Annotated in this window: 22 protein-coding genes and 1 riboswitch; of the genes, 12 read left to right on the top strand and 10 right to left on the bottom strand. The window is 74.6% G+C overall.

The window, feature by feature from the left end; genetic code table 11:
- Nucleotides 1-220: 220 nt before the first annotated feature.
- The 3 genes from ACF1AK_RS07830 to ACF1AK_RS07820 all read left to right on the top strand — a co-directional run bounded on the left by ACF1AK_RS07830 (nt 221) and on the right by ACF1AK_RS07820 (nt 3,325).
- On the top strand, nt 221-1,378 hold the full coding sequence (locus ACF1AK_RS07830) for a LacI family DNA-binding transcriptional regulator (RefSeq protein WP_078879728.1): 1,158 nt from the start codon (nt 221-223) through the stop codon (nt 1,376-1,378).
- A 146-nt stretch (nt 1,379-1,524) separates the two neighbouring features.
- Entirely contained in the window at nt 1,525-2,766 is a 1,242-nt protein-coding gene (locus ACF1AK_RS07825; protein ID WP_391497836.1) for a metallophosphoesterase, read from the top strand.
- A gap of 166 nt (nt 2,767-2,932) precedes the next feature.
- Nucleotides 2,933-3,325, top strand: a complete 393-nt coding sequence (locus ACF1AK_RS07820; protein WP_391497835.1) for a VOC family protein — start codon at nt 2,933-2,935, stop codon at nt 3,323-3,325.
- A 75-nt stretch (nt 3,326-3,400) separates the two neighbouring features.
- On the opposite strand, the gene ACF1AK_RS07815 is transcribed toward ACF1AK_RS07820, so the two are convergent.
- The 3 genes from ACF1AK_RS07815 to thiC form a co-directional block, all read right to left on the bottom strand.
- On the bottom strand, nt 3,401-3,820 hold the full coding sequence (locus ACF1AK_RS07815; protein ID WP_391497834.1) for a PIN domain-containing protein: 420 nt from the start codon (nt 3,818-3,820) through the stop codon (nt 3,401-3,403).
- A complete protein-coding gene (locus ACF1AK_RS07810) occupies nt 3,817-4,038 on the bottom strand; it encodes a type II toxin-antitoxin system VapB family antitoxin (RefSeq protein ID WP_391497833.1) in 222 nt (73 codons plus the stop codon). The genes ACF1AK_RS07815 and ACF1AK_RS07810 overlap by 4 nt, the downstream gene beginning before the upstream one ends.
- A gap of 136 nt (nt 4,039-4,174) precedes the next feature.
- A complete protein-coding gene (gene thiC, locus ACF1AK_RS07805; RefSeq protein WP_391497832.1) occupies nt 4,175-6,007 on the bottom strand; it encodes a phosphomethylpyrimidine synthase ThiC in 1,833 nt (610 codons plus the stop codon).
- Nucleotides 6,003-6,137, bottom strand: a riboswitch (TPP riboswitch). It overlaps the preceding gene by 5 nt.
- Nucleotides 6,138-6,339: 202 nt before the next feature.
- On the opposite strand from thiC, the gene ACF1AK_RS07800 reads away from it, so the two are divergent.
- The 7 genes from ACF1AK_RS07800 to ACF1AK_RS07770 all read left to right on the top strand — a co-directional run bounded on the left by ACF1AK_RS07800 (nt 6,340) and on the right by ACF1AK_RS07770 (nt 13,553).
- Nucleotides 6,340-6,546 (top strand): hypothetical protein, encoded by a 207-nt coding sequence (locus tag ACF1AK_RS07800; protein ID WP_350560485.1) that lies wholly within the window; start codon nt 6,340-6,342, stop codon nt 6,544-6,546.
- Nucleotides 6,547-6,671: 125 nt separating this feature from the next.
- Nucleotides 6,672-8,171 carry an SPFH domain-containing protein gene (locus ACF1AK_RS07795; protein ID WP_391497831.1) on the top strand — a complete coding sequence of 500 codons (1,500 nt, stop codon included), beginning with the start codon at nt 6,672-6,674 and terminating at the stop codon, nt 8,169-8,171.
- A 79-nt stretch (nt 8,172-8,250) separates the two neighbouring features.
- A complete protein-coding gene (locus ACF1AK_RS07790; RefSeq protein ID WP_391497830.1) occupies nt 8,251-9,264 on the top strand; it encodes a 3-oxoacyl-ACP synthase III family protein in 1,014 nt (337 codons plus the stop codon).
- Complete coding sequence (locus ACF1AK_RS07785; protein WP_391497829.1) at nt 9,261-10,001, top strand: glycosyltransferase; 741 nt, start codon at nt 9,261-9,263, stop codon at nt 9,999-10,001. Before ACF1AK_RS07790 ends, ACF1AK_RS07785 begins: the two co-directional genes overlap by 4 nt.
- A 50-nt stretch (nt 10,002-10,051) precedes the next feature.
- The gene (locus tag ACF1AK_RS07780) at nt 10,052-11,539 is read left to right on the top strand and encodes a class I adenylate-forming enzyme family protein (protein WP_391497828.1); all 1,488 of its coding nucleotides are present in this window, start codon (nt 10,052-10,054) and stop codon (nt 11,537-11,539) included.
- The gene (locus ACF1AK_RS07775) at nt 11,536-12,636 is read left to right on the top strand and encodes a cytochrome P450 (RefSeq protein WP_391497827.1); all 1,101 of its coding nucleotides are present in this window, start codon (nt 11,536-11,538) and stop codon (nt 12,634-12,636) included. Before ACF1AK_RS07780 ends, ACF1AK_RS07775 begins: the two co-directional genes overlap by 4 nt.
- A 14-nt stretch (nt 12,637-12,650) precedes the next feature.
- Nucleotides 12,651-13,553 carry an NAD-dependent epimerase/dehydratase family protein gene (locus ACF1AK_RS07770; protein ID WP_391497826.1) on the top strand — a complete coding sequence of 301 codons (903 nt, stop codon included), beginning with the start codon at nt 12,651-12,653 and terminating at the stop codon, nt 13,551-13,553.
- Nucleotides 13,554-13,618: 65 nt separating this feature from the next.
- Here ACF1AK_RS07770 and ACF1AK_RS07765 read toward each other — a convergent pair whose 3' ends face one another.
- The 3 genes from ACF1AK_RS07765 to ACF1AK_RS07755 all read right to left on the bottom strand — a co-directional run bounded on the left by ACF1AK_RS07765 (nt 13,619) and on the right by ACF1AK_RS07755 (nt 15,095).
- Nucleotides 13,619-13,819, bottom strand: a complete 201-nt coding sequence (locus ACF1AK_RS07765) for a DUF5326 family protein (protein ID WP_391497825.1) — start codon at nt 13,817-13,819, stop codon at nt 13,619-13,621.
- A 250-nt stretch (nt 13,820-14,069) separates the two neighbouring features.
- Nucleotides 14,070-14,741: a thiaminase II gene (gene tenA / locus ACF1AK_RS07760; protein WP_380294521.1), complete on the bottom strand. Its 672-nt coding sequence runs from the start codon at nt 14,739-14,741 to the stop codon at nt 14,070-14,072.
- Nucleotides 14,742-14,777: 36 nt separating this feature from the next.
- Complete coding sequence (locus ACF1AK_RS07755) at nt 14,778-15,095, bottom strand: cupin domain-containing protein (protein ID WP_391497824.1); 318 nt, start codon at nt 15,093-15,095, stop codon at nt 14,778-14,780.
- 99 nt (nt 15,096-15,194) lie between these two features.
- Between ACF1AK_RS07755 and ACF1AK_RS07750 the strand changes: the two genes are divergently transcribed.
- Nucleotides 15,195-15,569, top strand: coding sequence for a phage holin family protein (locus tag ACF1AK_RS07750; RefSeq protein ID WP_391497823.1), 375 nt, complete (start codon nt 15,195-15,197; stop codon nt 15,567-15,569).
- Nucleotides 15,570-15,665: 96 nt separating this feature from the next.
- Here ACF1AK_RS07750 and ACF1AK_RS07745 read toward each other — a convergent pair whose 3' ends face one another.
- Nucleotides 15,666-16,091, bottom strand: a complete 426-nt coding sequence (locus ACF1AK_RS07745; protein ID WP_391497822.1) for an SsgA family sporulation/cell division regulator — start codon at nt 16,089-16,091, stop codon at nt 15,666-15,668.
- A 215-nt stretch (nt 16,092-16,306) separates the two neighbouring features.
- On the bottom strand, nt 16,307-17,107 hold the full coding sequence (locus ACF1AK_RS07740; RefSeq protein WP_391497821.1) for an IclR family transcriptional regulator: 801 nt from the start codon (nt 17,105-17,107) through the stop codon (nt 16,307-16,309).
- Between the two features lie 328 nt (nt 17,108-17,435).
- Here ACF1AK_RS07740 and ACF1AK_RS07735 point away from each other — a divergent pair, with 328 nt between their 5' ends.
- Entirely contained in the window at nt 17,436-17,963 is a 528-nt protein-coding gene (locus tag ACF1AK_RS07735; RefSeq protein ID WP_391497820.1) for an NUDIX domain-containing protein, read from the top strand.
- Nucleotides 17,964-18,048: 85 nt separating this feature from the next.
- Here ACF1AK_RS07735 and ACF1AK_RS07730 read toward each other — a convergent pair whose 3' ends face one another.
- Together ACF1AK_RS07730 and ACF1AK_RS07725 are read right to left on the bottom strand one after the other, a co-directional pair.
- Nucleotides 18,049-19,428 carry a globin domain-containing protein gene (locus ACF1AK_RS07730; RefSeq protein ID WP_391497819.1) on the bottom strand — a complete coding sequence of 460 codons (1,380 nt, stop codon included), beginning with the start codon at nt 19,426-19,428 and terminating at the stop codon, nt 18,049-18,051.
- Between the two features lie 298 nt (nt 19,429-19,726).
- Nucleotides 19,727-21,109, bottom strand: coding sequence for a dihydrolipoamide acetyltransferase family protein (locus ACF1AK_RS07725; RefSeq protein WP_391498046.1), 1,383 nt, complete (start codon nt 21,107-21,109; stop codon nt 19,727-19,729).
- Nucleotides 21,110-21,112: the final 3 nt, after the last annotated feature.

The following is a 21,112-nucleotide window of genomic DNA, read 5'->3' as shown; positions in this document are numbered from 1 at the left end:
ACCGATCGCACTCACCCGTAGGAGTGAGATGCCCGGTCGGGCTACAGGTGCAGATCAGCCATTCTGCCGGGTTCCTTTGGCACATGTCAGAGGTGAACCGGCAGGTTTCGTCCGGGGATCGAAGGGGCGCACACGGGCTCACTCATGGAGAAACGTATCTCCACAGGCTCCCAATGCGCCGGTCACAGACCCTTGTCAGGAGCCATACGATCGGTCCGCCATGACAGCAGCAGCCAACCAGAGCGGTCGGCGTCCCACCACCTCACGGCGTCTGGAGCGGGCCGGCATCCGGGATGTGGCAGCAGCCGCCGGAGTGTCGATCACCACCGTCTCCGACGCGCTGAACGGGAAGGGCCGCCTGCCCGACGAGACCAGAAGCCGGGTGCGCGAAGTCGCCGAGCGCCTCGGCTACCGCCCCTCGGCGGCCGCACGGACCCTGCGCACCGGACGGTCCGGCCTGATCGGGCTGACCGTCACCACCTACGGCGAAGAGCCGTTCACCTTCACCGAGTTCGCCTACTTCGCCGAGATGGCCCGGGCCGCCACCAGCGCCGCCCTGGGCCGCGGCTACGCGCTGGTGGTGTTGCCCGCCTCCTCCCGGCACGACGTCTGGGGGAACATCGCCCTGGACGGCACCGTGGTGATCGACCCGCCCGACCAGGACCCGCTGGTGAGCGAGCTGTACCGGTCCGGCGTCCCGGTGGTCAGCGACGGCAAGCCGGGCAACTGCCCGGTCACCGCCTGGGTCGACAACGACCACGAGGCCGCCGTGCTCGGCATCCTCGACCACCTCTCCGAGGCCGGTGCCCGCCGGATCGGCCTGCTCACCGGCACCAGCACCGACACCTACACCCGGCTCTCCACCGAGGCCTACCTCGGCTGGTGCGCCAAGGTCGGCCAGGAGCCGGTCTACGAGACCTACCCCGCGCACGACCCGGCCGCCGGCGCCGTCGCCGCCGACCGGCTGCTCGCCCGCCCCGACCGGCCGGACGCCGTCTACGGCCTCTTCGACCCCAACGGCACCGACCTGCTCGCCGCCGCCCGCCGCTACGGCCTGCGGGTGCCCGACGACCTGCTGCTGGTCTGCTGCAGCGAGAGCGACGTCTACGCGACCACCGAGCCGCCCATCACCACCCTGTCGCTCAAGCCCCGGCGGATCGGCACCACCGTGGTGAACCTGCTGATCGACGCCATCGAGGGGGTGGACTCCGGCACCGGCGTCGACATCGCCCGGCTCTTCCCGCCGCGCTTCCGCACCGCCGGCACCGGCCCGCCGCCCGGCACCCTGATGCCCACCGAACTCATCGTCCGCGCCTCCTCCCAACGGCGGAGCCCGCGCACCACGGTCAGCCCGCCCCGCCCGCCGGGCGAGGTGTGACCCCGGGCCGCACCCCTCCGGGTGCGCGGCCCGCCCCTGCCGAGTCGGGACAAAACGGACCTGACGGACCGACCGGCTGACGCTCCGGAGGATTGGATACCCACCAGGTGACGACGCCGGGAGAGTGGTCTTCCTATGATGGGCGAATGACACCCGAGGACCGCTTCCCCGGGCCTGAACACCCGGACTCAGGCCCCCGCCACCAGCCGGACCTCGACGTGCTGCCGTACGGCACCTATTACGAACCGGACCCCGCCGGCGGCTACTCCGGGGGCGGCTACGAGGCCGAGACCTACAGCGGCTACGGCGGCGCCCGGTACCTCGAACAGCACTGGCCGGCCACCGGCCCGGAGCACGGCCACACCGTGCACGCCCCCAACGGTCACGAAGGCCACGGCGGCCACGGCGGACACGACGGCTACGAGCCGACCCTCACCGACCACCCGTCCCCCGCGCACGGCGGCCACCAGGGCCCCGGCAGCGGCGCGCAGGGCGACGACCCGCCGACCATCGAGCTCGGCCCCCCGCTCGCCGAACCCGGCCTGCCCTACCACCCGTACCCGGCCCCCGGCCCCGGCGAGCCGCCCGGCCCGCTCTACGTGGTCGGCGACGTGCACGGCTACCTCGACGAGCTCCGCGCCGAGCTGCGCCACCAGGGCCTCATCGACGCCGACGGCCACTGGTCGGCCGGCCGCGCCCGGATCTGGTTCCTCGGCGACTTCACCGACCGCGGCCCGGACGGCATCGGCGTCATCGACCTGGTCATGCAGCTCGCCGCCGAGGCGGCCGCGGCCGGCGGCTACTGCCGTGCCCTGATGGGCAATCACGAGCTGCTCTTCCTGGGCGCCGCCCGGTACGGCGACGAGCCGGTCCAGTCCACCGCCGGCACCGCCTCCTTCCTCGCCGTCTGGCGGCTCAACGGCGGCCAGCAGAGCGACCTGGACCGCCTGGAGGGGCACCACATCAGCTGGCTCTCCCGGCTCCCGGCGATCGCCCTGGAGGACGGCCACCTGCTGCTGCACTCCGACACCACCGCGTACCTGGAGTACGGCGAGTCCATCGCCGAGGTCAACGACGCCGTCCACGACCTGCTCGCGGACGAGGGCGTCGACGAGTGGTGGGACTGCTTCCGCCGCTTCACCAAGCGGTTCGCCTTCCGCGGCGACGCCGGCCCGATGGCCGTGCGCGAACTGCTGGACACCTACGGCGGGACGCGCGTCGTGCACGGACACAGCCCGATCCCGTACCTCACCGGCGCGGTGCACGCCGACGACGGCATGCCGCCGCACGTCCCGGGCCCGTACGTCTACGCGGACGACCTGGCCGTGGCCATGGACGGCGGCGTGACGATGGAGGGCCGTCTGCTGGTCTCCCGCCTGCCGGTCTGAGCGCGCGGTCCGGCGCCGAAGGGCGCCGGACCACGGCGGATCAGCGCGGCGGCGATGCCCGCCGTGGCGGTCCCTGCACGCCGACGGAGCGGGCCTTGATCGCGGAGCCCGTCCGGCGGATCGTGGAGGGCACCATCCGACCGCGCCCACCCCGACTGGAGCCACCATGACCGCCCTGCGCGTGAAGGCCTTCGACCACCTCGTGCTCAACGTCCGCGACGTCGAACGTTCGCTGGAGTTCTACAGCGGACTGCTCGGGCTGGAACCGGTCCGCGTCGACGAGTGGCGGGCCGGCCGGGCCCCCTTCCCCTCGGTCCGGATCACCCCGGAGACGATCATCGACCTGACGGCCCGCCCGCGCGGCGAGTCCAACGTCGACCACCTCTGTCTCACCGTCGAGCCGCTGGACTGGCAGGAGGTCATCGACTCCGGCGCCTTCACCGTCCTGGAGGGGCCCGTCACCCGCTACGGCGCCCGCGGCGACGCCACCTCCGTCTACGTCCAGGACCCGGACGGCAACACCGTCGAACTCCGCTGGTACCCCGGGGACGCCGCCTGACCGACCGCCTCCGCACCGGCGCTCCCGCCGTCGGCGGGACCGCCGGGCCGGGGCCCCGTCACGCCGAGCGGACGCCTAGCGCGGAGCGTCGCGGACGTTGCGTTGAAGAACGTCGGTCAGCACCCCAGCAGCGGTGACGAAGTCATTGTCGTCGTGCAGGACGATCAACCCGTGGTGGGCCGCGGTGGCGCAGATCATCAGATCGACGGTGGACAGCGCCCGGACAGCTCCACCGCTCTGCGCGAGCCGGAACTGGGCGGACTCGATCCAGCCCCACAGGTTCTTCGGCAGGGGCACGTCGGGGTACAGATCGGCGAACATCTCGCCCATCTGCTCGTAATGGACGAGGGTGCGGGCGGAACGCCGGAACTCGGTGCGCTGGGGAGCACACGACCCGATCACGCGCAGGTCGATGTCCTCCCCCCACGCATCATTCAGGTGCTGCTCGCGAAGCAGGCGCCATACGGCAGTGGAGTCCGCGAGGTACCGGATCACTCCACTCCCCGCTTCTCGGCGTCATGGAGCTGCTGCCAGCCCTCGTAGTCCCACTCCTGGGCAGCCTGCATGTGCCGAGCACGCCGGGCAGCACGCTCGTGTCTCTCGGCGTACTCACGGAGTGCGGTGTTCACCACGTCCTTCTTGGTCGCGCCTCCGGAGAATCGCAAAGCCTTCGCCAGGGCGTCATCGTCCAGGTCGATGGTTGTCACGCTCATACATGCCTCCAATATATAAGACCAACAACACCCTTGAATATAGCAGCGTCCGACCAGGACCGAGCCGGAGAACGCCGGACGCCGCTCCCGAAGCTCAGCCTCCGGGAGCGGCGTCCGTCATGGCCGCGTGCGTACGTCAGTCGGCGAGGGGGAGGTAGACCTTGTTGCCCTGGGCGGCGAACTCGGCGGACTTCTCGGCCATGCCCGCGAGGGCCTCGGCGTCGTAGCCGGACTCGACGGCGGTGGCCCCGTCGCCGTGCTCGTCGCGGATCTTCTGGGAGATCTTCATCGAACAGAACTTCGGGCCGCACATCGAGCAGAAGTGGGCGGTCTTGGCGGGCTCGGCCGGGAGGGTCTCGTCGTGGAAGTCGCGGGCCGTCTCCGGGTCGAGGGCCAGGTTGAACTGGTCCTCCCAGCGGAACTCGAAGCGGGCGTCGGAGAGGGCGTCGTCCCAGGCCTGGGCGCCGGGGTGGCCCTTCGCGAGGTCGGCGGCGTGGGCGGCGATCTTGTAGGTGATGACGCCGGTCTTCACGTCGTCGCGGTTGGGCAGGCCCAGGTGCTCCTTCGGGGTCACGTAGCAGAGCATCGCGGTGCCCCACCAGGCGATCATCGCGGCGCCGATGCCCGAGGTGATGTGGTCGTAGCCGGGTGCGACGTCGGTGGTGAGCGGGCCCAGGGTGTAGAAGGGGGCCTCGTCGCAGATCTCCTTCTGGAGATCCATGTTCTCCTTGATCTTGTGCATCGGGACGTGGCCCGGGCCCTCGATCATCACCTGCACGTCCTTGGCGCGGGCGGTCCGGCCCAGCTCGCCCAGGGTCTGCAGCTCGGCGAACTGCGCCTCGTCGTTGGCGTCGGCGATCGAGCCGGGGCGCAGGCCGTCACCGAGGGAGAAGGTGACGTCGTAGCGCGCGAGGATGTCGCAGAGCTCCTCGAAGTTGGTGTAGAGGAAGTTCTCCCGGTGGTGCGCCAGGCACCAGGCGGCCATGATCGAGCCGCCGCGCGAGACGATGCCGGTCTTGCGGCGGGCGGTCAGCGGCACGTAGCGCAGCAGCACGCCGGCGTGCACGGTCATGTAGTCGACGCCCTGCTCGCACTGCTCGATGACGGTGTCGCGGTAGACGTCCCAGCTCAGCTCCTCGGCCCTGCCGTCGACCTTCTCCAGCGCCTGGTAGAGCGGCACGGTGCCGATCGGCACCGGGGAGTTGCGCAGGATCCACTCGCGGGTGGTGTGGATGTTGCGGCCGGTGGAGAGGTCCATGACGGTGTCGGCGCCCCAGCGGGTGGCCCAGGTCATCTTCTCCACCTCCTCCTCGATCGAGGAGGTGACGGCGGAGTTGCCGATGTTGGCGTTGATCTTCACCAGGAAGTTGGTGCCGATGATCGCCGGCTCGACCTCGGGGTGGTTCACGTTGACCGGGATGACGGCGCGGCCGCGGGCGACCTCGTCGCGGACGAACTCCGGCTCCAGGCCCTCGCGCAGGGCCACGAACTCCATCTCGGGGGTGACGATGCCGCGCCTGGCGTACCCGAGCTGGGTGACGGCGGCGCCGTCGCGGCCGCGCAGCGGGCGGCGCGGGCGGCCGGGGAAGACGGCGTCGAGGTTGCGCAGGTCGCCGCCGCGCGGCGCGGTGTGCCGGATGCCGTCGTCCTCGGGGCGGGCCTCGCGGCCGTCGTACTCCTCGACGTCGCCGCGCTGGCGGATCCAGGCGTCGCGCAGGGCCGGCAGGCCGCGCCGCACGTCGGCGCGGTAGCCGGGGTCGGTGTACGGCCCGGAGGTGTCGTACAGCGGGACGGTCCTGCCGTTGGTGAGCACGACCTCGCGGTACGGGACGCGCAGATCGGGGCGGGACCCCTCGCGGTGGGCCTTGCGCCAGGCCGGGGTGGGGTAGCCGGTGCCCGCGCTGGTGACGGCGGCCCCGGGGCCGGACCGGGGGAGGGCAGACTGCGGCTGTGCATCGAAGGTGGTCATCGGACCTCAAACTCCCTACGCCGGCATTACCCGGTCAGGTTCCTGCGGTCGGCGCAGCCGCCGGTCCGTCCCTCGACGTCCCGTTCAGCGCCCTCTCAGCCCGGTGCTCCGAGCTCCCGCGTCCGCAGGCGGTGTTGCCCGCGCATGACGTCCAACACCGTAGCGAGCCGACCGCCGGAGGTCCAGAGCGGGTCCGGGAGGGGGAACCGCGAGGTCCGGACGGTGAACGGGGGACGCGGACGGTGAACGGGGGGCGCGGACGGTGAACGGGGGGCGCGGAGCCGCCGCGGCGGGCAGACTGGCCCCGTAGCTGACGAGGCGAGGAGGCCGGCGTGGTCGGGAGCACGGGGCGGGTCACCGGGGCGGTTGGCGCGGGGCTGGTCGGCGAGGTGATGGTGCACGTGCCGGAGCGCCAGGGCACCGAGGCGTTCCTCGCCTACCTGGCCGTGCCGGGCGAGCGGCTGACGGTCGGGACGCCGGTGGTGGTGATCGAGTACCAGCCGCCGAGGACGGTCTATGTCGCGCCGATCGGGCCGTGACGCCCCGATGACCGTCCGGTGACGACCTTGTGACGGTACGTCATGTCACTTCCCTTCCCCGGGCCGCGACCCGGGCGGACAATCCGAAACGGCGCATCTCCTGCGCCCGAAGGGGGAGTTGAACCATGGGATACGTCATCGCCGGGGCGGCTGCCGCGGCACTGATCATCGGGGTCACGCTCTTCAAACTCATGTGGCGGGTGGCCGAGCCGAACGAGGCACTGATCATCTCCGGCTCCCGGCACCGCACCGAGGGGGTCGGCGACGGCCTGGGCTTCCGGATCGTCACCGGGCGCGGCACCCTCGTCACCCCGGGACTGCAAGGGGTCCGGCGGCTCTCGCTGGACCTCAACGAGGCCGAGCTGAACGTCGAGTGCGTCACCACGCAGGGCATCCCGGTGCGGGTGAAGGGCGTGGTGATCTTCAAGGTCGGCGACGACGAGGTGTCGATCGCCAACGCCGCCCGCCGCTTCCTGGACCAGCAGAAGCTGATCAGCCAGCGCGTCCACAACGTCTTCGCCGGCCACCTGCGCTCGATCGTCGGCGGGCTCACCGTCGAGGACATGATCCGCGACCGCGAGCGGCTCACCGGCGAGACCCGGGCCGCCTCGGGGCTGGAGATGGAGAAGCTCGGGCTCATCATCGACACCCTGCAGATCCAGGAGATCATCGACCCGACCGGCTACATCAAGAACCTCGCCATCCCGCACGCCGCCGCCGTCCAGCGCGACGCCCGGATCGCCCAGGCCGAGGCGGACCGGCTGGCCACCGAGGCCGAGCAGGAGGCCGCCGCCCGCAAGGCCGAGGCGACCCGCAACAGCGAGATCCAGCAGTCCTCGTACCAGGCCGAGCGGGACACCGCCAACGCCCGTGCCCGGCAGGCCGGTCCGCTCGCCGACGCCGCCGCCCGGCAGGAGGTGGTGGTCCAGGAGACCCGGGTCGCCGAGCTGGAGGCACGGCGCAAGGAGCAGCAGCTCCAGATCGACGTGCGCAAGCCCGCCGACGCCCGGGCGTACGACACCCGCACCACCGCCGAGGCGGCTCGTGACGCCCGGATCTCGGCCGCGCAGGCACAGGCCCGGGAGACCGAGCTGGAGGCGGCCGCCGAGGCCAGCCGGGTGCGGGTCGCGGCCGAGGCGGACGCCGAGGCCACCCGGGTGCGCGGTCTGGCGCAGGCCGAGGCGACCACGGCGACCGGGCAGGCGGAGGCGTCCGCGGCCGAGGCGCGCGGTCTGGCCGACGCCGCGGCCGCACGGGCGATCGGGTTGGCCCGGGCCGAGGGCATCAAGGCCCGCGCGACCGCCCTGGCCGAGAACCAGGAGGCCGTGGTGGCACAGGAGTTGGCCGAGCAGTGGCCGCAGATCGTGCGGGCCGCGGCGGAGTCCTTCGGCAACGTCGAGCACATGGTGCTGCTCAACGGGGCCGACGGGATGGGCGAGTTGTTCGCCAAGGCGCTCGCGATGGGCGGCACCGGGCTCGGGCTGGCCCGCCAACTGCTCTCCACGGTCGGGCCCGACGGCGCCGCCGCCCCGGCGACGACGGCCGCGGTGCCCGTGGAGACGGTCCCGGTGGACGCCGTGCCCGCGGACGCCGCACCGGCCGGTCCGGCGCGCGAGCGGCACTGATCCGTCTGGGTAGAGCGGCCGCGTCCGCCTGAGTACGGGTACTCAGGCGGACCCGGCCGGGCGCACGGACCATGGGGACATGCATCCAGCAGCCACCGCGCGGGTCGGCATCACCGCCGTCGGAGCCCGTCTGCCCGCCCGCCGCCTGACCTCCCGGCAGCTCCAGGACGAGATCACCGCCGGCGGCCGGCTGCGCCTGCCGGCACGGACCTTCGAGAAGGCCACCGGCATCCTCACCCGGCACTTCGCCGCCGAGGGCGAGTACGCCTCCACGCTCGCCGTCGGCGCCGCCCGGCGCGCCCTGGACGCCCGGGGGCTGCACCCGCTCGACCTCGACCTGCTGCTCTTCGCCTCCGCCACCCGGGACGTCGCCGAGCCCGCGACCGCCCATCTCGTGCAGGCCGAACTCGGCTCCCGGGCCCACGCGTTCGACGTCAGCAACGCCTGCAACAGCTTCCTCAACGGGATCGACCTGGCCCGCGCGATGATCCTGGCCGGCCGGGCCCGGCGGGCCCTGGTGGCCACCGGCGAGACGCCCAGCCGGGCGATGCGCCGCGATCCGGCCGGCGCCGGGCAGTTCCGCGAGGGCTTCGCCGGCTACACCTTCGGCGACGCGGGCGCGGCGGTGGTCGTGGAGGCCGTGGAGCGCGGCGGCATCCTGGACGTGGAGACCGAGACCGCCTCCGAGCACTGGGCGGCGGGCGGCATCCCGGGCGGCGGCTCGCGCCATCCGCGCGGTGACGAGTACAGCTACTTCCGGGGCGGCGGCACGGAGTTGCGCGCCGTGTTCGAGAAGATCGGCCCGGACATCCTGGCCCGGGTGGCGGCCCGCACCGGCTTCGGCTGGGACGACTACGCCAAGGTGCTGGTGCACCAGGTGACCGTGCCCTACCTGGAGCGCTTCGTCGAGGCCACCAGAGTGCCGCAGGAGAAGCTGGTGGTCACCGTGCCCGAGCTCGGCAATGTCGCCAGTGCCACGATCGGCGTCCAACTCGAACGGATACGGGCCTCGTTGGCTCCGGGCGACAAGGTGCTGATGGTCGGCCTCGGCGGCGGCGTCAGCCTGATGACGATGGTCTGGGAGGCGTCGTGACCGAGCTGTGGGTGATCGTGCCCGCCTACCAGGAGGAGGCCCGGATCGTCGGCACCCTGGACGCCCTCGCCGCCCAGCGGGACCGGGACTTCACCCTGCTGGTCGCCGACAACGGCTCCACCGACGGCACCGTGGCGGCCGTCCGCGCCTTCGCCGCCCGGGCGCCGTTCCCGGTCGAGGTGCTGGTCGAGCCGGAGAAGGGCGTCGGCTCCGCCGTCGACACGGCGTTCCGGCACGCCATCGCGCACGGCGCCACCCTGCTCGCCCGCACCGACGCCGACTGCCTGCCCGAACCCGGCTGGACCGCCGCCGCGAGGGCGGCGCTGCTCGACTGCGGCGGACTGGTCTGCGGCCGGGTCACCGCCCGCCGCGACGAGCACGGGCCCGCCGGGCGCGCCGTCTTCCTGGTGCTGGTCGCGCTCGGCGCGTTCTTCGGCCGGATCCGGCCCGCGCACCGGCGCCGGCACGGCTACCTCACCCCGTACCGGATGCACGCGGGCAACAACATGGCGATCACCGCCGAGCTGTACCGGGCGGTCGGCGGCATGCCGCGCCGCCCCTCACCGACCGACCGGATGTTCATCAACCGGATCCGCCGGCACACCACCGCGATCGTGCACCGCCGCGACATGGTGGTGCAGAACTCCACCCGGCGGATCCGGGCGTACGGGGTGGCCGGCACCGCCCGCTGGTACCTGGAGCGGGGCGCCGGCGCCCGCGCCGTCGACGTCCGCTGACCCCGTCCGCCGCACCGCCGCCCCGATCCGCCGCACCCCGAGGACACCCCGTGCTCGACCGGCTCGCCCACGCCCTGCGCACCGTCCACCCCGACCGCCCCGCCGTGCTGCACCGCACCCGGGCCGGCACCACCCGGGTCCGGATCCGCCGCGGCGAACTCGCCGCCCTCGCCGACGCCTACGCCGTCGCCCTGCGCGCCCGCGGCCTGCACGACGGCGCCACCCTCGGTGTCGCCCTCCGCCCCGGGCCGCGGGCCCTCGCCGTCCTGCTCGCCGCCCACCGGCTCGGTCTGCGCACCGCCGTCCTCGACCCGGCCGCCGGCCCCGACGTGCTCGCCGCCCGGCTCGCCCTGGCCCGGCCCGACCTGGTGCTCGCCGACGCCGCCGCCCAGGCGGTGGCCGGCTGGGCCCGCCCGCTCGCCCGCCGGGCGGACCTCGCGCTGCCCCCGCTCGCCGCGCTCGGCCCGGTCGCCACGCTCGGGCCCCGGCTGCCCGGCTGCGCGCCCCGGCTGCGGACCAACCCCTTCGGCGCCTCGGTGCCGAGCATCCCCGGACGGGACGCACCCGGGCGGGACGGCGACGCCGTCATCGTCTTCACCTCCGGCACCACCGCCCGCCCGCGCGCCGTCGTGCACTCCCGCAGCGGTCTGGCCGCCGGGCTGCGCACCGTTGCCGAACTGGTCGGCCCCCGGCCCGGCACGGTGGTGCTGGGCGGCACCTTCTTCGTGCTGGTCCCCGCGCTCACCGCCGGAGCCGCCGTCGCCCTGCCGGCCCGCGACCCCGCCGCGCTGGCCCGCCAGCTCGACCGGCTCGCCCCGGCCCACACCTACCTCACCCCGCCGCAGCTGCGCGCCGCGCTCGGCGCCGGGGCCCGCTTCACCGGCCGGGTCTGGACCGGTTCGGCGCCCGCCGACGCGGCCCTGCTGCGCCGGGTCAAGCAGGCCGGGGCCGACCAGGCCTGGGGCGTCTACGCCCTCACCGAGCTGTTCCCGGCCGCGGCCGTCGAGGAGGCCGAGAAGAGCGCCTTCACCGGGACCGGCGACCTGGCCGGCGCCCCGCTGCCCGGTGTGCGCACCGCTCTCGGCGAGGACGGCGAACTGCTGCTCACCGGCCCCGGGGTCCGGCACCGCTACCTCGGCGAGGAGCCCGAGCCCTGGGTGCGCACCGGCGACCGCGCCGCGCTCGGCCCGGACGGCCGGATCGTGCTCGCCGGCCGGCTCAAGGACATGGTGCTGCGCCGCGCCGAGAACATCTACCCGGGCCTCTACGAGCCGTCCCTGCACCTGCCGGGCGTCGAACTCGCGGTGCTGGTCGGCGTTCCGGACCGGAACGGCGACGAGCGGCTGGTCGCCCTCGTGCAGCCCGCGCCCGGCGCCGATCCCCGGCGGCTGCGCGGGGCGCTGGCCGGCCCGCTGGAGCGCATGGGCTCGGCCCGCCCGGACGCCCTGCTGTTCGGCGAGGTGCCGCTGGCCGGCCGCTCCCGCAAGCCCGACCGGGCGGCGGCATCCGCCCACTGCGCCCGGGAGTTGGCGATATGACCGGCGGCACCGGCCGGGAGCCGGGCCGGCACCGGGGCGCCCGCCGCCGGGACCGCCGGGTCTATCTGCGCAGCCACCCGCTGCTGTTCGCGCTGCTCGCCGCCACCCGCCGCCGCCCGGTGGCCAGGCTCGGCCGCACCGTGCTGGTGCACGGCGCCGAGGCCTACCGCGAGGCGCTCACCCGGATCCCGCTGGACCGCACCGCCCCGGGCACCACCGGCGGCGCCGCCGCCGCCCTCACCGACGGCGGCGCGCTGTTCGACCAGGAGGGCCCCGGCCACCGCACCGCCCGGCGGGAGCTGGCGGCCGGCCTGGACGCGGGGGCGGTGGACCGGCTGTGCCCCCGCTGGCAGGCGGTGCTCGACGCCCGGATCCCGCGGCTCGCCACCGGCGAGCTCGAACTCGTCGCCCTGGCCCGCGAACTGGCCGGGGTGACGGCCGCCGCGCTGACCGGCTCGGCCGGCTGCCCGCACGCCCTGGCCCGCGCCGCCGCCGAGACCGCCGCGGCCGCCGCCCGCGACCACCTGCCCGGCCCGCGCCCGCGCGGCGCCGCCCGCACGGCCGCCGCGCGCGCCGCCGACCTGGCCGCCCTGCTGCCCCGCCCCCGGGACGCCGTGCTCGCGGTGGCCGCCGTCAACACCACCGTCGCCGCCCTCCCCCGGGCCGCCGCCTGGTGCGCGGACGCCGGGCTCTGGCCCTGCGCGGACCTCGCCGGCGCGCCCGCGCTGGCCGCCGAACTGCTCCGGCTCACCGCCCCCTCGCCGCTGCTCCCCCGGGTGGCCGCCGCCGACGCCGAACTGGCCGGGCGCCCCGTCCGCCGGGGCGACCGGCTGGTCCTGGTCGCCCGGCACGCCGCCGGGGCGCACCGCCCCGGGCCGTCCCCCGGGCCCGCCGCCGCCCAGGCGGTGTTCGGCGCCGGCCCGCACGCCTGCCCCGGCGCCGGGCTCGCCCGGGCCCTGCTCACCGACCTGCTGCTGGCGCTCGCGCCGTATGCCCCGGTGGTCACCGGCGCCCGCGCCGACCGCCGGTCCGCCCTGCCCGGCTGGGCCGAACTCACCCTGCGCGCCACCCGGACCCCCGCCGGGTCCCCGCCCTGACCGAGGAGACCTCGATGCGGATCGCCGTCACCGGCGCCAGCGGCTTCTGCGGCTCGCACGTCGTGCGGGCCGCCCTCGCCGCCGGCCACGACGTGCTCTGCTACGGCCGCCGCCCCGGCCCGGCCGGCCGGCACGTCCCCTGGGACGCCACCACCGGCGAGCCCGACTTCACCGGCGCCGACGCGGTGGTGCACTGCGCCGCCGCCGTCGCCGACCTGCCACCAGGGGCCGAGGCCGAGGCCGGCCAGCACGCCGTCAACGTCACCGGCACCGAACGTCTGCTGCGCGCCGCCGGGGACCGGCCGCTCGCCTGGGTCTCCAGCGCCAGCGTCTACGACCCCCGGCTCGGGCGCGGCTGCGTGCGGGAGCACCACCCCACCGGCAGCGGCCACCTCAACGCGTACGGCCGCACCAAGGCCGCCGGCGAACGGCTCGCGCTGGCGGCGGGCGCCGTGGTGCTGCGCCCGCGCGCCGTCTACGGTCCGGGCGATCCGCACCTGGTGCCCCGGCTGCTGGAACGGGTGCGGCACGGGCGGCTGCTGCTGCCCGGCGGCGACGTCCGGCTGAGCCTCACCGCCGTGCAGAACCTCGCCGACGCCTGTCTGTCCGCGGTCGGCGCGGGCCGCACCGGCGACCGCCCGTGGACGCCGGTCGCCTACAACATCGCCGACGCCCGCCCCTACCGGCGCGACGAGGCGGTCCGCGCGGTGCTGGCCGCGCACGGGGTGAGCGCCCGGATCCAGCACGTCCCGGCGCCGCTGGCCCGGCTGGCCGCCCGCACCGGACGGCTCCCCGGCCTGACCCCGTACGCGGTGGACCAGCTCTCCCGCAGCGTGGTGCTGGACCTCGCCCGCGCCCGTTCCCAGGGCTGGCGCCCGCACCGGGACCTCGACGCGTTCCTGCGCGGCACCGCCTGAACGCCCCCGGAAACGCCCGGTGCCCGCGCTCCCCCGGGGGAGCGCGGGCACCGGGTCCCGGAGTCCTAGTTCCTGGCGGCCTTCTTCACCAGGACCACCACGGCGGCCGCGATGCCGACCACCACCAGCGCCTTCACGGCGAAGGCCAGCAGTGCGCCGACCACGCCGAAGACGAACACCAGCAGGTTCCAGGCGAGTATCAGCACCAGCACCGGCACGACGATGTTCCGCACCCACGAGGGCAGCGACTTCCAGAGCTCAGCCATGTCCGTTCCTTCTTCCCCAGGGGGTCGGCTGCCGTCCGGTGCCGCATCCCGTTCGCTTTCGGTACATCGATCGTACGGTGGCGCAAGGGACGGAACGAGGTCCAACGGCCCCGAGAGAACCCGGAGATCCCCCCGACCCCGGCCCCCGGGTGAACCCCCGCCCCGACCTCGGGGAACGCCCCCGGCCCGGACCCCGGCGAGGCCTCCGGCACGGCCACCGCAGCGCCCTCGCGGCGCCCTCGCGGCGGGCTCAGACCGGCCAGGTCTCCCCGCGCCAGGCGGCGTCCCAGAACATCCACTCGTAGCGCGAGGTGGTGACGAAGTGCTCGGTCACCCGGCGCCGTTCGGCGGGGGAGATCTCCTCGCCGAGCCGGTCGGTCAGCGCCAGCACCCGGCGCACCACCGACTGGAACGCCTCGTCGCCGTAGGTGGAGATCCACTTCGCGTACAGCGGGTCGGGGGAACCCTCGGCGAGCAGCCGCTCGCCGACCCGGGCGTAGATCCAGTAGCAGGGCAGCACCGCGCCGACCGCCTCCGCGAAGGAGCCGCCGTAGACGGTGGCGAGCAGGTAGCTGGTGTACGCGCGGGTGGTGGGCAGCACCGGCTCGGCGGCGGCGGCCTCGGCGGTGTCGCCGAAGGCGTCCAGGAACTCGGCGTGCATCCCCTGCTCGGCGGCCAGCGCGCCGATCGCGTCGTCGGCGAAGGCCCGCACCTCCTCCTCGCCGGGCGCCCTGGCCGCGCAGACGGCCAGCGCACGGGCGTAGTCGCGCAGGTAGTGCGAGTCCTGGACGACGAAGTGGCGGAACGCCTCGCGCGGCAGGGTGCCGTCGGTCAGTCCGGCGATGAAGGGGTGGTCGAGGATCTCGGCGTAGACCGGCTCGATCGCCGCCCAGAGTTCTTCGGTCAGGCTCAGGCTGCTCATGCCCCGACCCTAACGGGCCGTCCGCGGGGCCGGGGATCAGTCCTCCGGCGGCGAGAACACCACCAGCACCCGCAGTTCCTCGGTGATGTGGTGGAAGCGGTGCGGCGTCCCGGCCGGGACGTAGACCACGGTGCCCCGGCCCACCGCGGCCGTCTCGTCCCCGACCGTCAGTTCGGCCCGGCCGCTGATCACCTGGTAGATCTCGTCCTGGTCGTGCGCGGTCTGGGTGTCGGTGTCACCGGGGGAGAGCGCGTACAGCCCCGCGGACATCCGCGGCTCGCGCAGGAAGCGCAGGTACGCGCCGTCGTTGGCGGCGCGCTCGGCGTCCAGTCGGTCCAGCCGGAACAGCTTCATGGGGCACCCCTCCTCGTGCGGCCTCGGCCCACCGGCATTCAACACCACCACGCCGGACGGGACGTCGCCTCCCCTTGACCGACCTGGGACGCTGACCTCATGAAAGGTTTCGTCCTCAAGACACTGATCAACGCGGCGGCCATCTGGGTCGCCGCCTGGATCGTCCCCGGAATCACGCTCACCGGTGACGACTGGAAGCACAAGACGCTCACGGTGCTCGCCGTGGCGCTGGTCTTCGGCGTGGTCAACTGGCTCATCAAGCCGGTGGTCCAGCTGTTCTCGCTCCCCCTGTTCATCCTCACCCTGGGCCTGTTCACCTTCGTCGTGAACGCGCTGATGCTCTGGCTGACCTCCTGGGCCTCGGACAAGCTCAGCCTGGACTTCTCGGTCGACGGCTTCTGGTCGGCGCTGTTCGGCGCGCTGATCGTCAGCCTGGTCTCCTGGGGCCTCAGCCTCGCCCTCGACGAGGACTGAGCCGGGCCCGCGCCGGCCCGTGCGGTAGGGGCCCGTACCCGGTGGAACACCCGGGTACGGGCCCCTTTCGGTCCGCGTCCTGCGCCCGCCGGCGGCTCACCCGGCGTTCTCGTGGCCGCGCAGGATGAGGTCGAGCTGGGCGTCGAGGTCGCCGGCGGCGGCCTCCTCGCCGATCGGCACCAGGCGGTCGGTCCGGGCCAGGAAGGCGATCAGCGGCGGCGCGGCGCCGCGCAGCACGGCGTCGCCCTCGGGGGAGCACAGCACCAGGCAGACCTCTCCGAGCTCACCGCCGACCGGGTGGATGTGCACGTCACCCTCACCGGACGGGCGGGCCAGCCCGTCGAGCAGCAGCTCGCGGGCGAAGACCCAGGTGACCGGCTCGTCGCCGGGCAGGTGGAAGGTGAAGCGGACCGCGTAGGGGTCGGCGGGGTCGTAGTCGAGGTCGACCACGATGCGGAAGGTGAGCTCGGCCGAGACCACGAGGTTCATGGTCAGGTGGCCCTGGACTGTGCTGTGCTGCATGGCACCGACACCTCTCGTTCTGCCCGGCCGCGCATGGGTGAGGGTTTCGCGGGTGGCCCGGACAAGGCTGTTGGCTGACAGGGGGAGGGATTGCGTGCGGTACGTCCATCCTCATCGTCCCGTTCGGGGACGTAGTGGACAAGATGTGCTTTTTCAAATGGTGAACGAGCGGAACCGGCCGGGCGGGGACGGCGCGGCCGGGTGCGGCGGCACCGTCAGAGCACGAACGACGGCGTCATCGCTCCGACGCGGCGCCGCAGTTGGCCGGCGGCCACGGTGAGCCGGTCGGCCTGCTCGACCGGCAGCGAGAGGGCCATGGTGGCGACCATCGAGCCGACGGTGATCGGAACGGCCGCACAGACGATGCCGAGGGCGTACTCCTGGCGCTCGACCACCGGCATGGTGTGCCGCATCCCGGCGATCCGGCGCAGGACCGCCGACTCGCCGACCAGGGTGGACGGGGTGAGGCCCACCGGAGGGTGGCGCGCGAGGTGGTCGCGCCTGGCCTCCTCGGGGAGCTGGCTCAGCAGGCACTGGCCGATGGCGTGGGCGTGGGCGGTGGCCCGGAAGTCGGCCCACGGCTCGACGGCGGGCTGGTGGGCGCCGTCGACGGTGTCCACCACGGTCACCTCGCCGTCCTCGTAGAGGGCGAAGTAGACGGCCGCGTCGAGCTCGTCGCTTAACTGCTCCATCCGCACCCGCAGCCCGTGCCGTTCGGCCTGCCGGTCGTCGGCCCGGACGATGCCGTCGACCGACTCCCCGTAGAAGAAGCGGCCGTCGGTGCGCCGCAGGTAGCCCTCGTGGGTCAGGGTCCGCAGCAGGTGGTACGCGGTGCCGAGCGGGAGTCCGGCCACCCGGGCCAGCTGCTTGGCGGTGGCCCCCTGGCGGAACCCGCCGACGGCCTCCAGCAGGCGCAGCGCCCGCTGGACGGAGGAGATCAGGGTGGGCTGCCGCTCCTTGCGCGAGGTCCGCGTCGAGCGCGTCGGCGGCGCGGTGCGCTCTGCGATCCGATCCATGGCCACAGCCAGCCCCCAGCCCGAGTCGTTGCACAGAAGAGCATGCGGAGGAGATCACTCCGATTTGCCCGATAGTCGCCCATTGCAGCACAGGCACGCCGTCCCTGCAATGACTCTCACACGGTTCGCTCGGTAAAATCCTTCGAATCAAAGGTCACTAGATGGTAAAAGCTAACTTTCAAAGAGCTGTTCAACGTTCATCTTCGCGATCAAAGATCTATCGCTGCTAGGAATCCTCCACGGACGGACGCACCCGTCGGCGGGCCGCGTTTCGGGCCCGCCCGGCCGCGGGAGAATCCCGCACAACGCACCAGCCCCGGAGGTCGCCATGCGCACCCCGCCCCGCCCCGTCGTCAAGCGCACCGCCCGGGCGATCCTGCTGGAAGTCGACCCGAGCGACCCGTACGGCCCGGCCTCGCTCGTGCTGATCAAGCGCACCCGCCCCGGCTCCCCGCACCCGTACTGGATCACCCCCGGCGGCGGCGTCGAGCCCGGCGACCGCACCGTGGTGGACGCGCTGCACCGCGAGGTGGACGAGGAACTCGGCGGCAAGGTGGTGGACGTGGTCCCCGCCTTCGTGGACACCATCAGCCACACGCACCACGACGACGGCACCCCGCTCCACCCGCACGGGGTGAAGGTGCAGCACTTCTTCGTCTGCCGGCTCGCCTCGATGGACCTCGACCGCCGGCACGGCCCCGAGGTGGACGAGCCCAACGGCCGCTACGAGGTGGTCCGGGTGCCGTTCACCCGCGAGGGCGTCACCTCGGTCAACGTGGTGCCGCCGAGCCTGCGGGCCTACCTGGCCGCCAACATCGAGGGCGTCCGCGCGCTGCTCGCGCCCGACCTCGGCTGACGCCGGAACCCGGCCGGCGTCCGGGCCGGGCCGGCCTCCGGCCCCGCCCCGCACCGGGACACGGCCCCACCGGGCGGCCGCGGATTCACCGGGCGGCCAGGTCGTGCCGGATCCGTTCCGCCGGCAGCCCGGCCCGCAGCAGCACCCCGCTCGTCCGCCGGACCATCGCGGGCGGCCCGGCGAGGTAGGCCGTCCGTCCGGTCCACGGGCCGGACCGGGCCACCGCCTCCGGAAGCCGGCCCGCCGACAGGCCGGCCGCGACCGCTTCCGGCGTCCCCGCACCGGGGCCGGACAGCACCGGGCGCACCGTCAGCCAGCCGTGCCGGGCGGCCAGCTCCCGCAGCCCGGCCAGCGCGTGGAGCTCCTCGGCGCGCCGGGCACCGTAGACCACCTCGACCGAGCGGCCCGCCGGGCCGTGCGCGGCCAGCTCCTCGACCAGGGCCAGCAGCGGCGCGATCCCGGTGCCGCCGCCCGCCAGCAGCAGGTCCGCGCCGTCGGCGTGGTCCAGGGTCATCCCGCCGGCCGCCGGGCCGAGCCGCAGCACGTCCCCGGGCGCGGCCCGGCGCACCAGAGCGTTGCTCACCCAGCCCGCCTGCACCGCCTTGACGTGGAAGGTCAGCAGACCGTCCGGCCGGGGCGCCGAGGCGAACGAGAAGTGCCGCCGGACCCGCGGCCACCAGGGCGTCTCCAGCACGGTGTACTGCCCGGCCCGGTACGGGTAGGCCTGGTCGGGGCGGACGGTGAGCACCGCGATGTCCGGGGTGCGGCGCTCGTGCGCGACCACCTCGCCCTGCCACCAGGGCGGCGAGGTGCGGGCGTCCCGCTCGGCGGCCTCGATCATGACCGAGGAGACCAGCCGGTAGACCCGGCGCCAGGCCAGCTCGGTCTCCGCGGTCCACCGGCTGCCGGTGTAGGTGGCGAGGGCCGCCAGCAGGCACTCGCCGACCGGGCCGTAGTGGCCGGTCAGCGTGCCGAACCGGCGGTGCGCGCAGCCCAGCGCGCCCAGGTACGCGCGCAGCTCCTGCGGCTCCCCGGCGCCGCGGGCGGCCATCAGCAGGGCGCGGAAGAGGCGGTCGCGCTGGACGTCCATGGCGGCCGGGAAGAGCGCCCGGATCTCGGGGTGGCCGAGGAAGAGCAGCGCGTAGAACTGCGCGGTGGCCCGGTCGGCGACCGGCTCGACCACGGCCAGGCAGGCCCGGACCAGTTCGAGGTCCCGGGCGGTCGGCGGCTGCTCGGCAGGTCCGCCCGGGTCCGGGGCGGGCGGCACCGGGGCGAGCGGCGGGACGGCCCAGTTGAGGCCGGGGGCGCTGGTGAACAGCGGCTCGATCGCCCGGGCCGGCGCCGGTCCGGCGGTGTCCGGCCGGCTCGGCGCGGGGACCGCGGGCGGTCCGGCCGGCCGCGGCGGGCCGGCGGCCGGCCCGACCGGCGGGGTGACCGACGGCAGGTCCGGGGGATCCGAGGGCATCGGCGGAACGGCGGAGGCCGCCACCGAGCCGGGCCCGGTCCTGACCAGGAGTGTTCTGCGGGACTTCACCGCAACGTTTCGAGTACCCAAGAAAATCGTTTCGCCTCCGGCCGGCCTTCGCCACCACCTGGCTTGTCTCGGTTGACGCCCAGGAAGCGTGCCACGCCCGGAGTGCTCATCCGACGAATAGCGCGAAGCCCTGACACCCGGCCCCGGGACGCGCTACGCTCGCTCGATCCGTGTCGCCCTGGGTGGCGGCGCCACCACCCAGGGCGACCACCGTCGCCGGCCGGGACCTTCAGAGCTGCCGCAGCAGCAGGCCCGGCCGCTCGACGCAGTCCGCCACGAACCGCAGGAACCCGCCCGCGGTGCCGCCGTCGCAGACCCGGTGGTCGAAGGTGAACGACAGCTGGGTGACCTCGCGCACCGCCAGCTCCCCCTGGTGGACCCAGGGTTTGGCGACGATCCGGCCGACCCCGAGCATCGCCGCCTCCGGGTGGTTGAGGATCGGGGTCGAGCCGTCCACGCCGAACACCCCGTAGTTGTTCAGGGTGAACGTGCCGCCGGTCAGCTCGGCCGGGGCGATCGAGCCGGTCCGCGCCGCCTCGGTCAACCGGCCCAGCTCGACGCCGAGTTGCTCGGTGGTGAGGCGCTGGGCGTCCCGCACCACCGGGACGACCAGGCCGCGCTCGCCCTGGGCCGCGAAGCCCAGGTGCACCGCCGGGTGCCGCCGGATCCCCGAACCGTCCTCGGTCACACTGGAGTTGAGATCGGGGAAGCGTTCCAGCGCGACGGTGCAGATCCGGGCGAGCAGCGCCAGCACACTCACCTTCGGCCCCGGAGCGGCGTTCAACTGCCGCCGCAGCGCCATCAGTTCGGTGGCGTCGGCGTCCACCCAGCAGGTGGCGGCCGGGATCTCCCGGTGGCTGCGGCCGAGCTTCTCGGCCACCGCCCTGCGCAGCCCGCGCAGCGGGACGACCTCCCCGGCGGCGGAGGGCACCGACGGCCCCGGCGCGGCGGCGGTCGTGACCGCGGCCGGCGCGGCGGCCCTCGCCGCGACCGCCCGTTCGACGTCCGCCCGCATGATCAGCCCGTCCGGCCCGCTGCCGGGGACCGTCGCCAGGTCGACGCCCTGCTCCCGGGCCAGCCGCCGCACCAGCGGCGAGATCACCGGCAGCACGGCCGGCGCCCGCACCACCGCCGGGGCCGGCACGGCCACCGCAGCGGGCGCGGCCACCGCAGCGGGCACGGCCACCGCAGCGGCCGGAGCAGCGGCCGGAGCGGCGGCCGGAGCGGCCACCCCCACGCCGACCCGGCGCCGCCGTCCGCTGCGCCCCGGTTCGGCGACCCCGTACCCGACCAGCGGCCGCTCCACCTCCGCCGCCGGCCCGGCCACCGCCTCGACCGCCACGGCGAGCGGCCGCTCGCCCTCGCCCGGCGCCACCGCGACCGTCACCAGCGGCGCGCCGACCGCGATCTCCTGGCCCACCTCGCCGAACAGCGCGGTCACCACCCCGCCGTAGGGACAGGGCACCTCCACCACGGCCTTGGCGGTCTCCACCTCCACCACCGGCTGGTCGACCGCGATCACCTCGCCGACCTCCACCAGCCAGCGCACCACCTCCGCCCCGGTGAGCCCCTCACCGAGGTCGGGCAGGGTGAACTCGCGCACGACGGGCATCAT

This window comes from Kitasatospora sp. NPDC015120, from assembly GCF_043080305.1.
In the GTDB taxonomy this organism is placed as follows: domain Bacteria; phylum Actinomycetota; class Actinomycetes; order Streptomycetales; family Streptomycetaceae; genus Kitasatospora.
The sequence above is the reverse complement of the archived record's forward strand: the minus strand, read 5'-3'. Positions and strand labels throughout refer to the sequence as shown.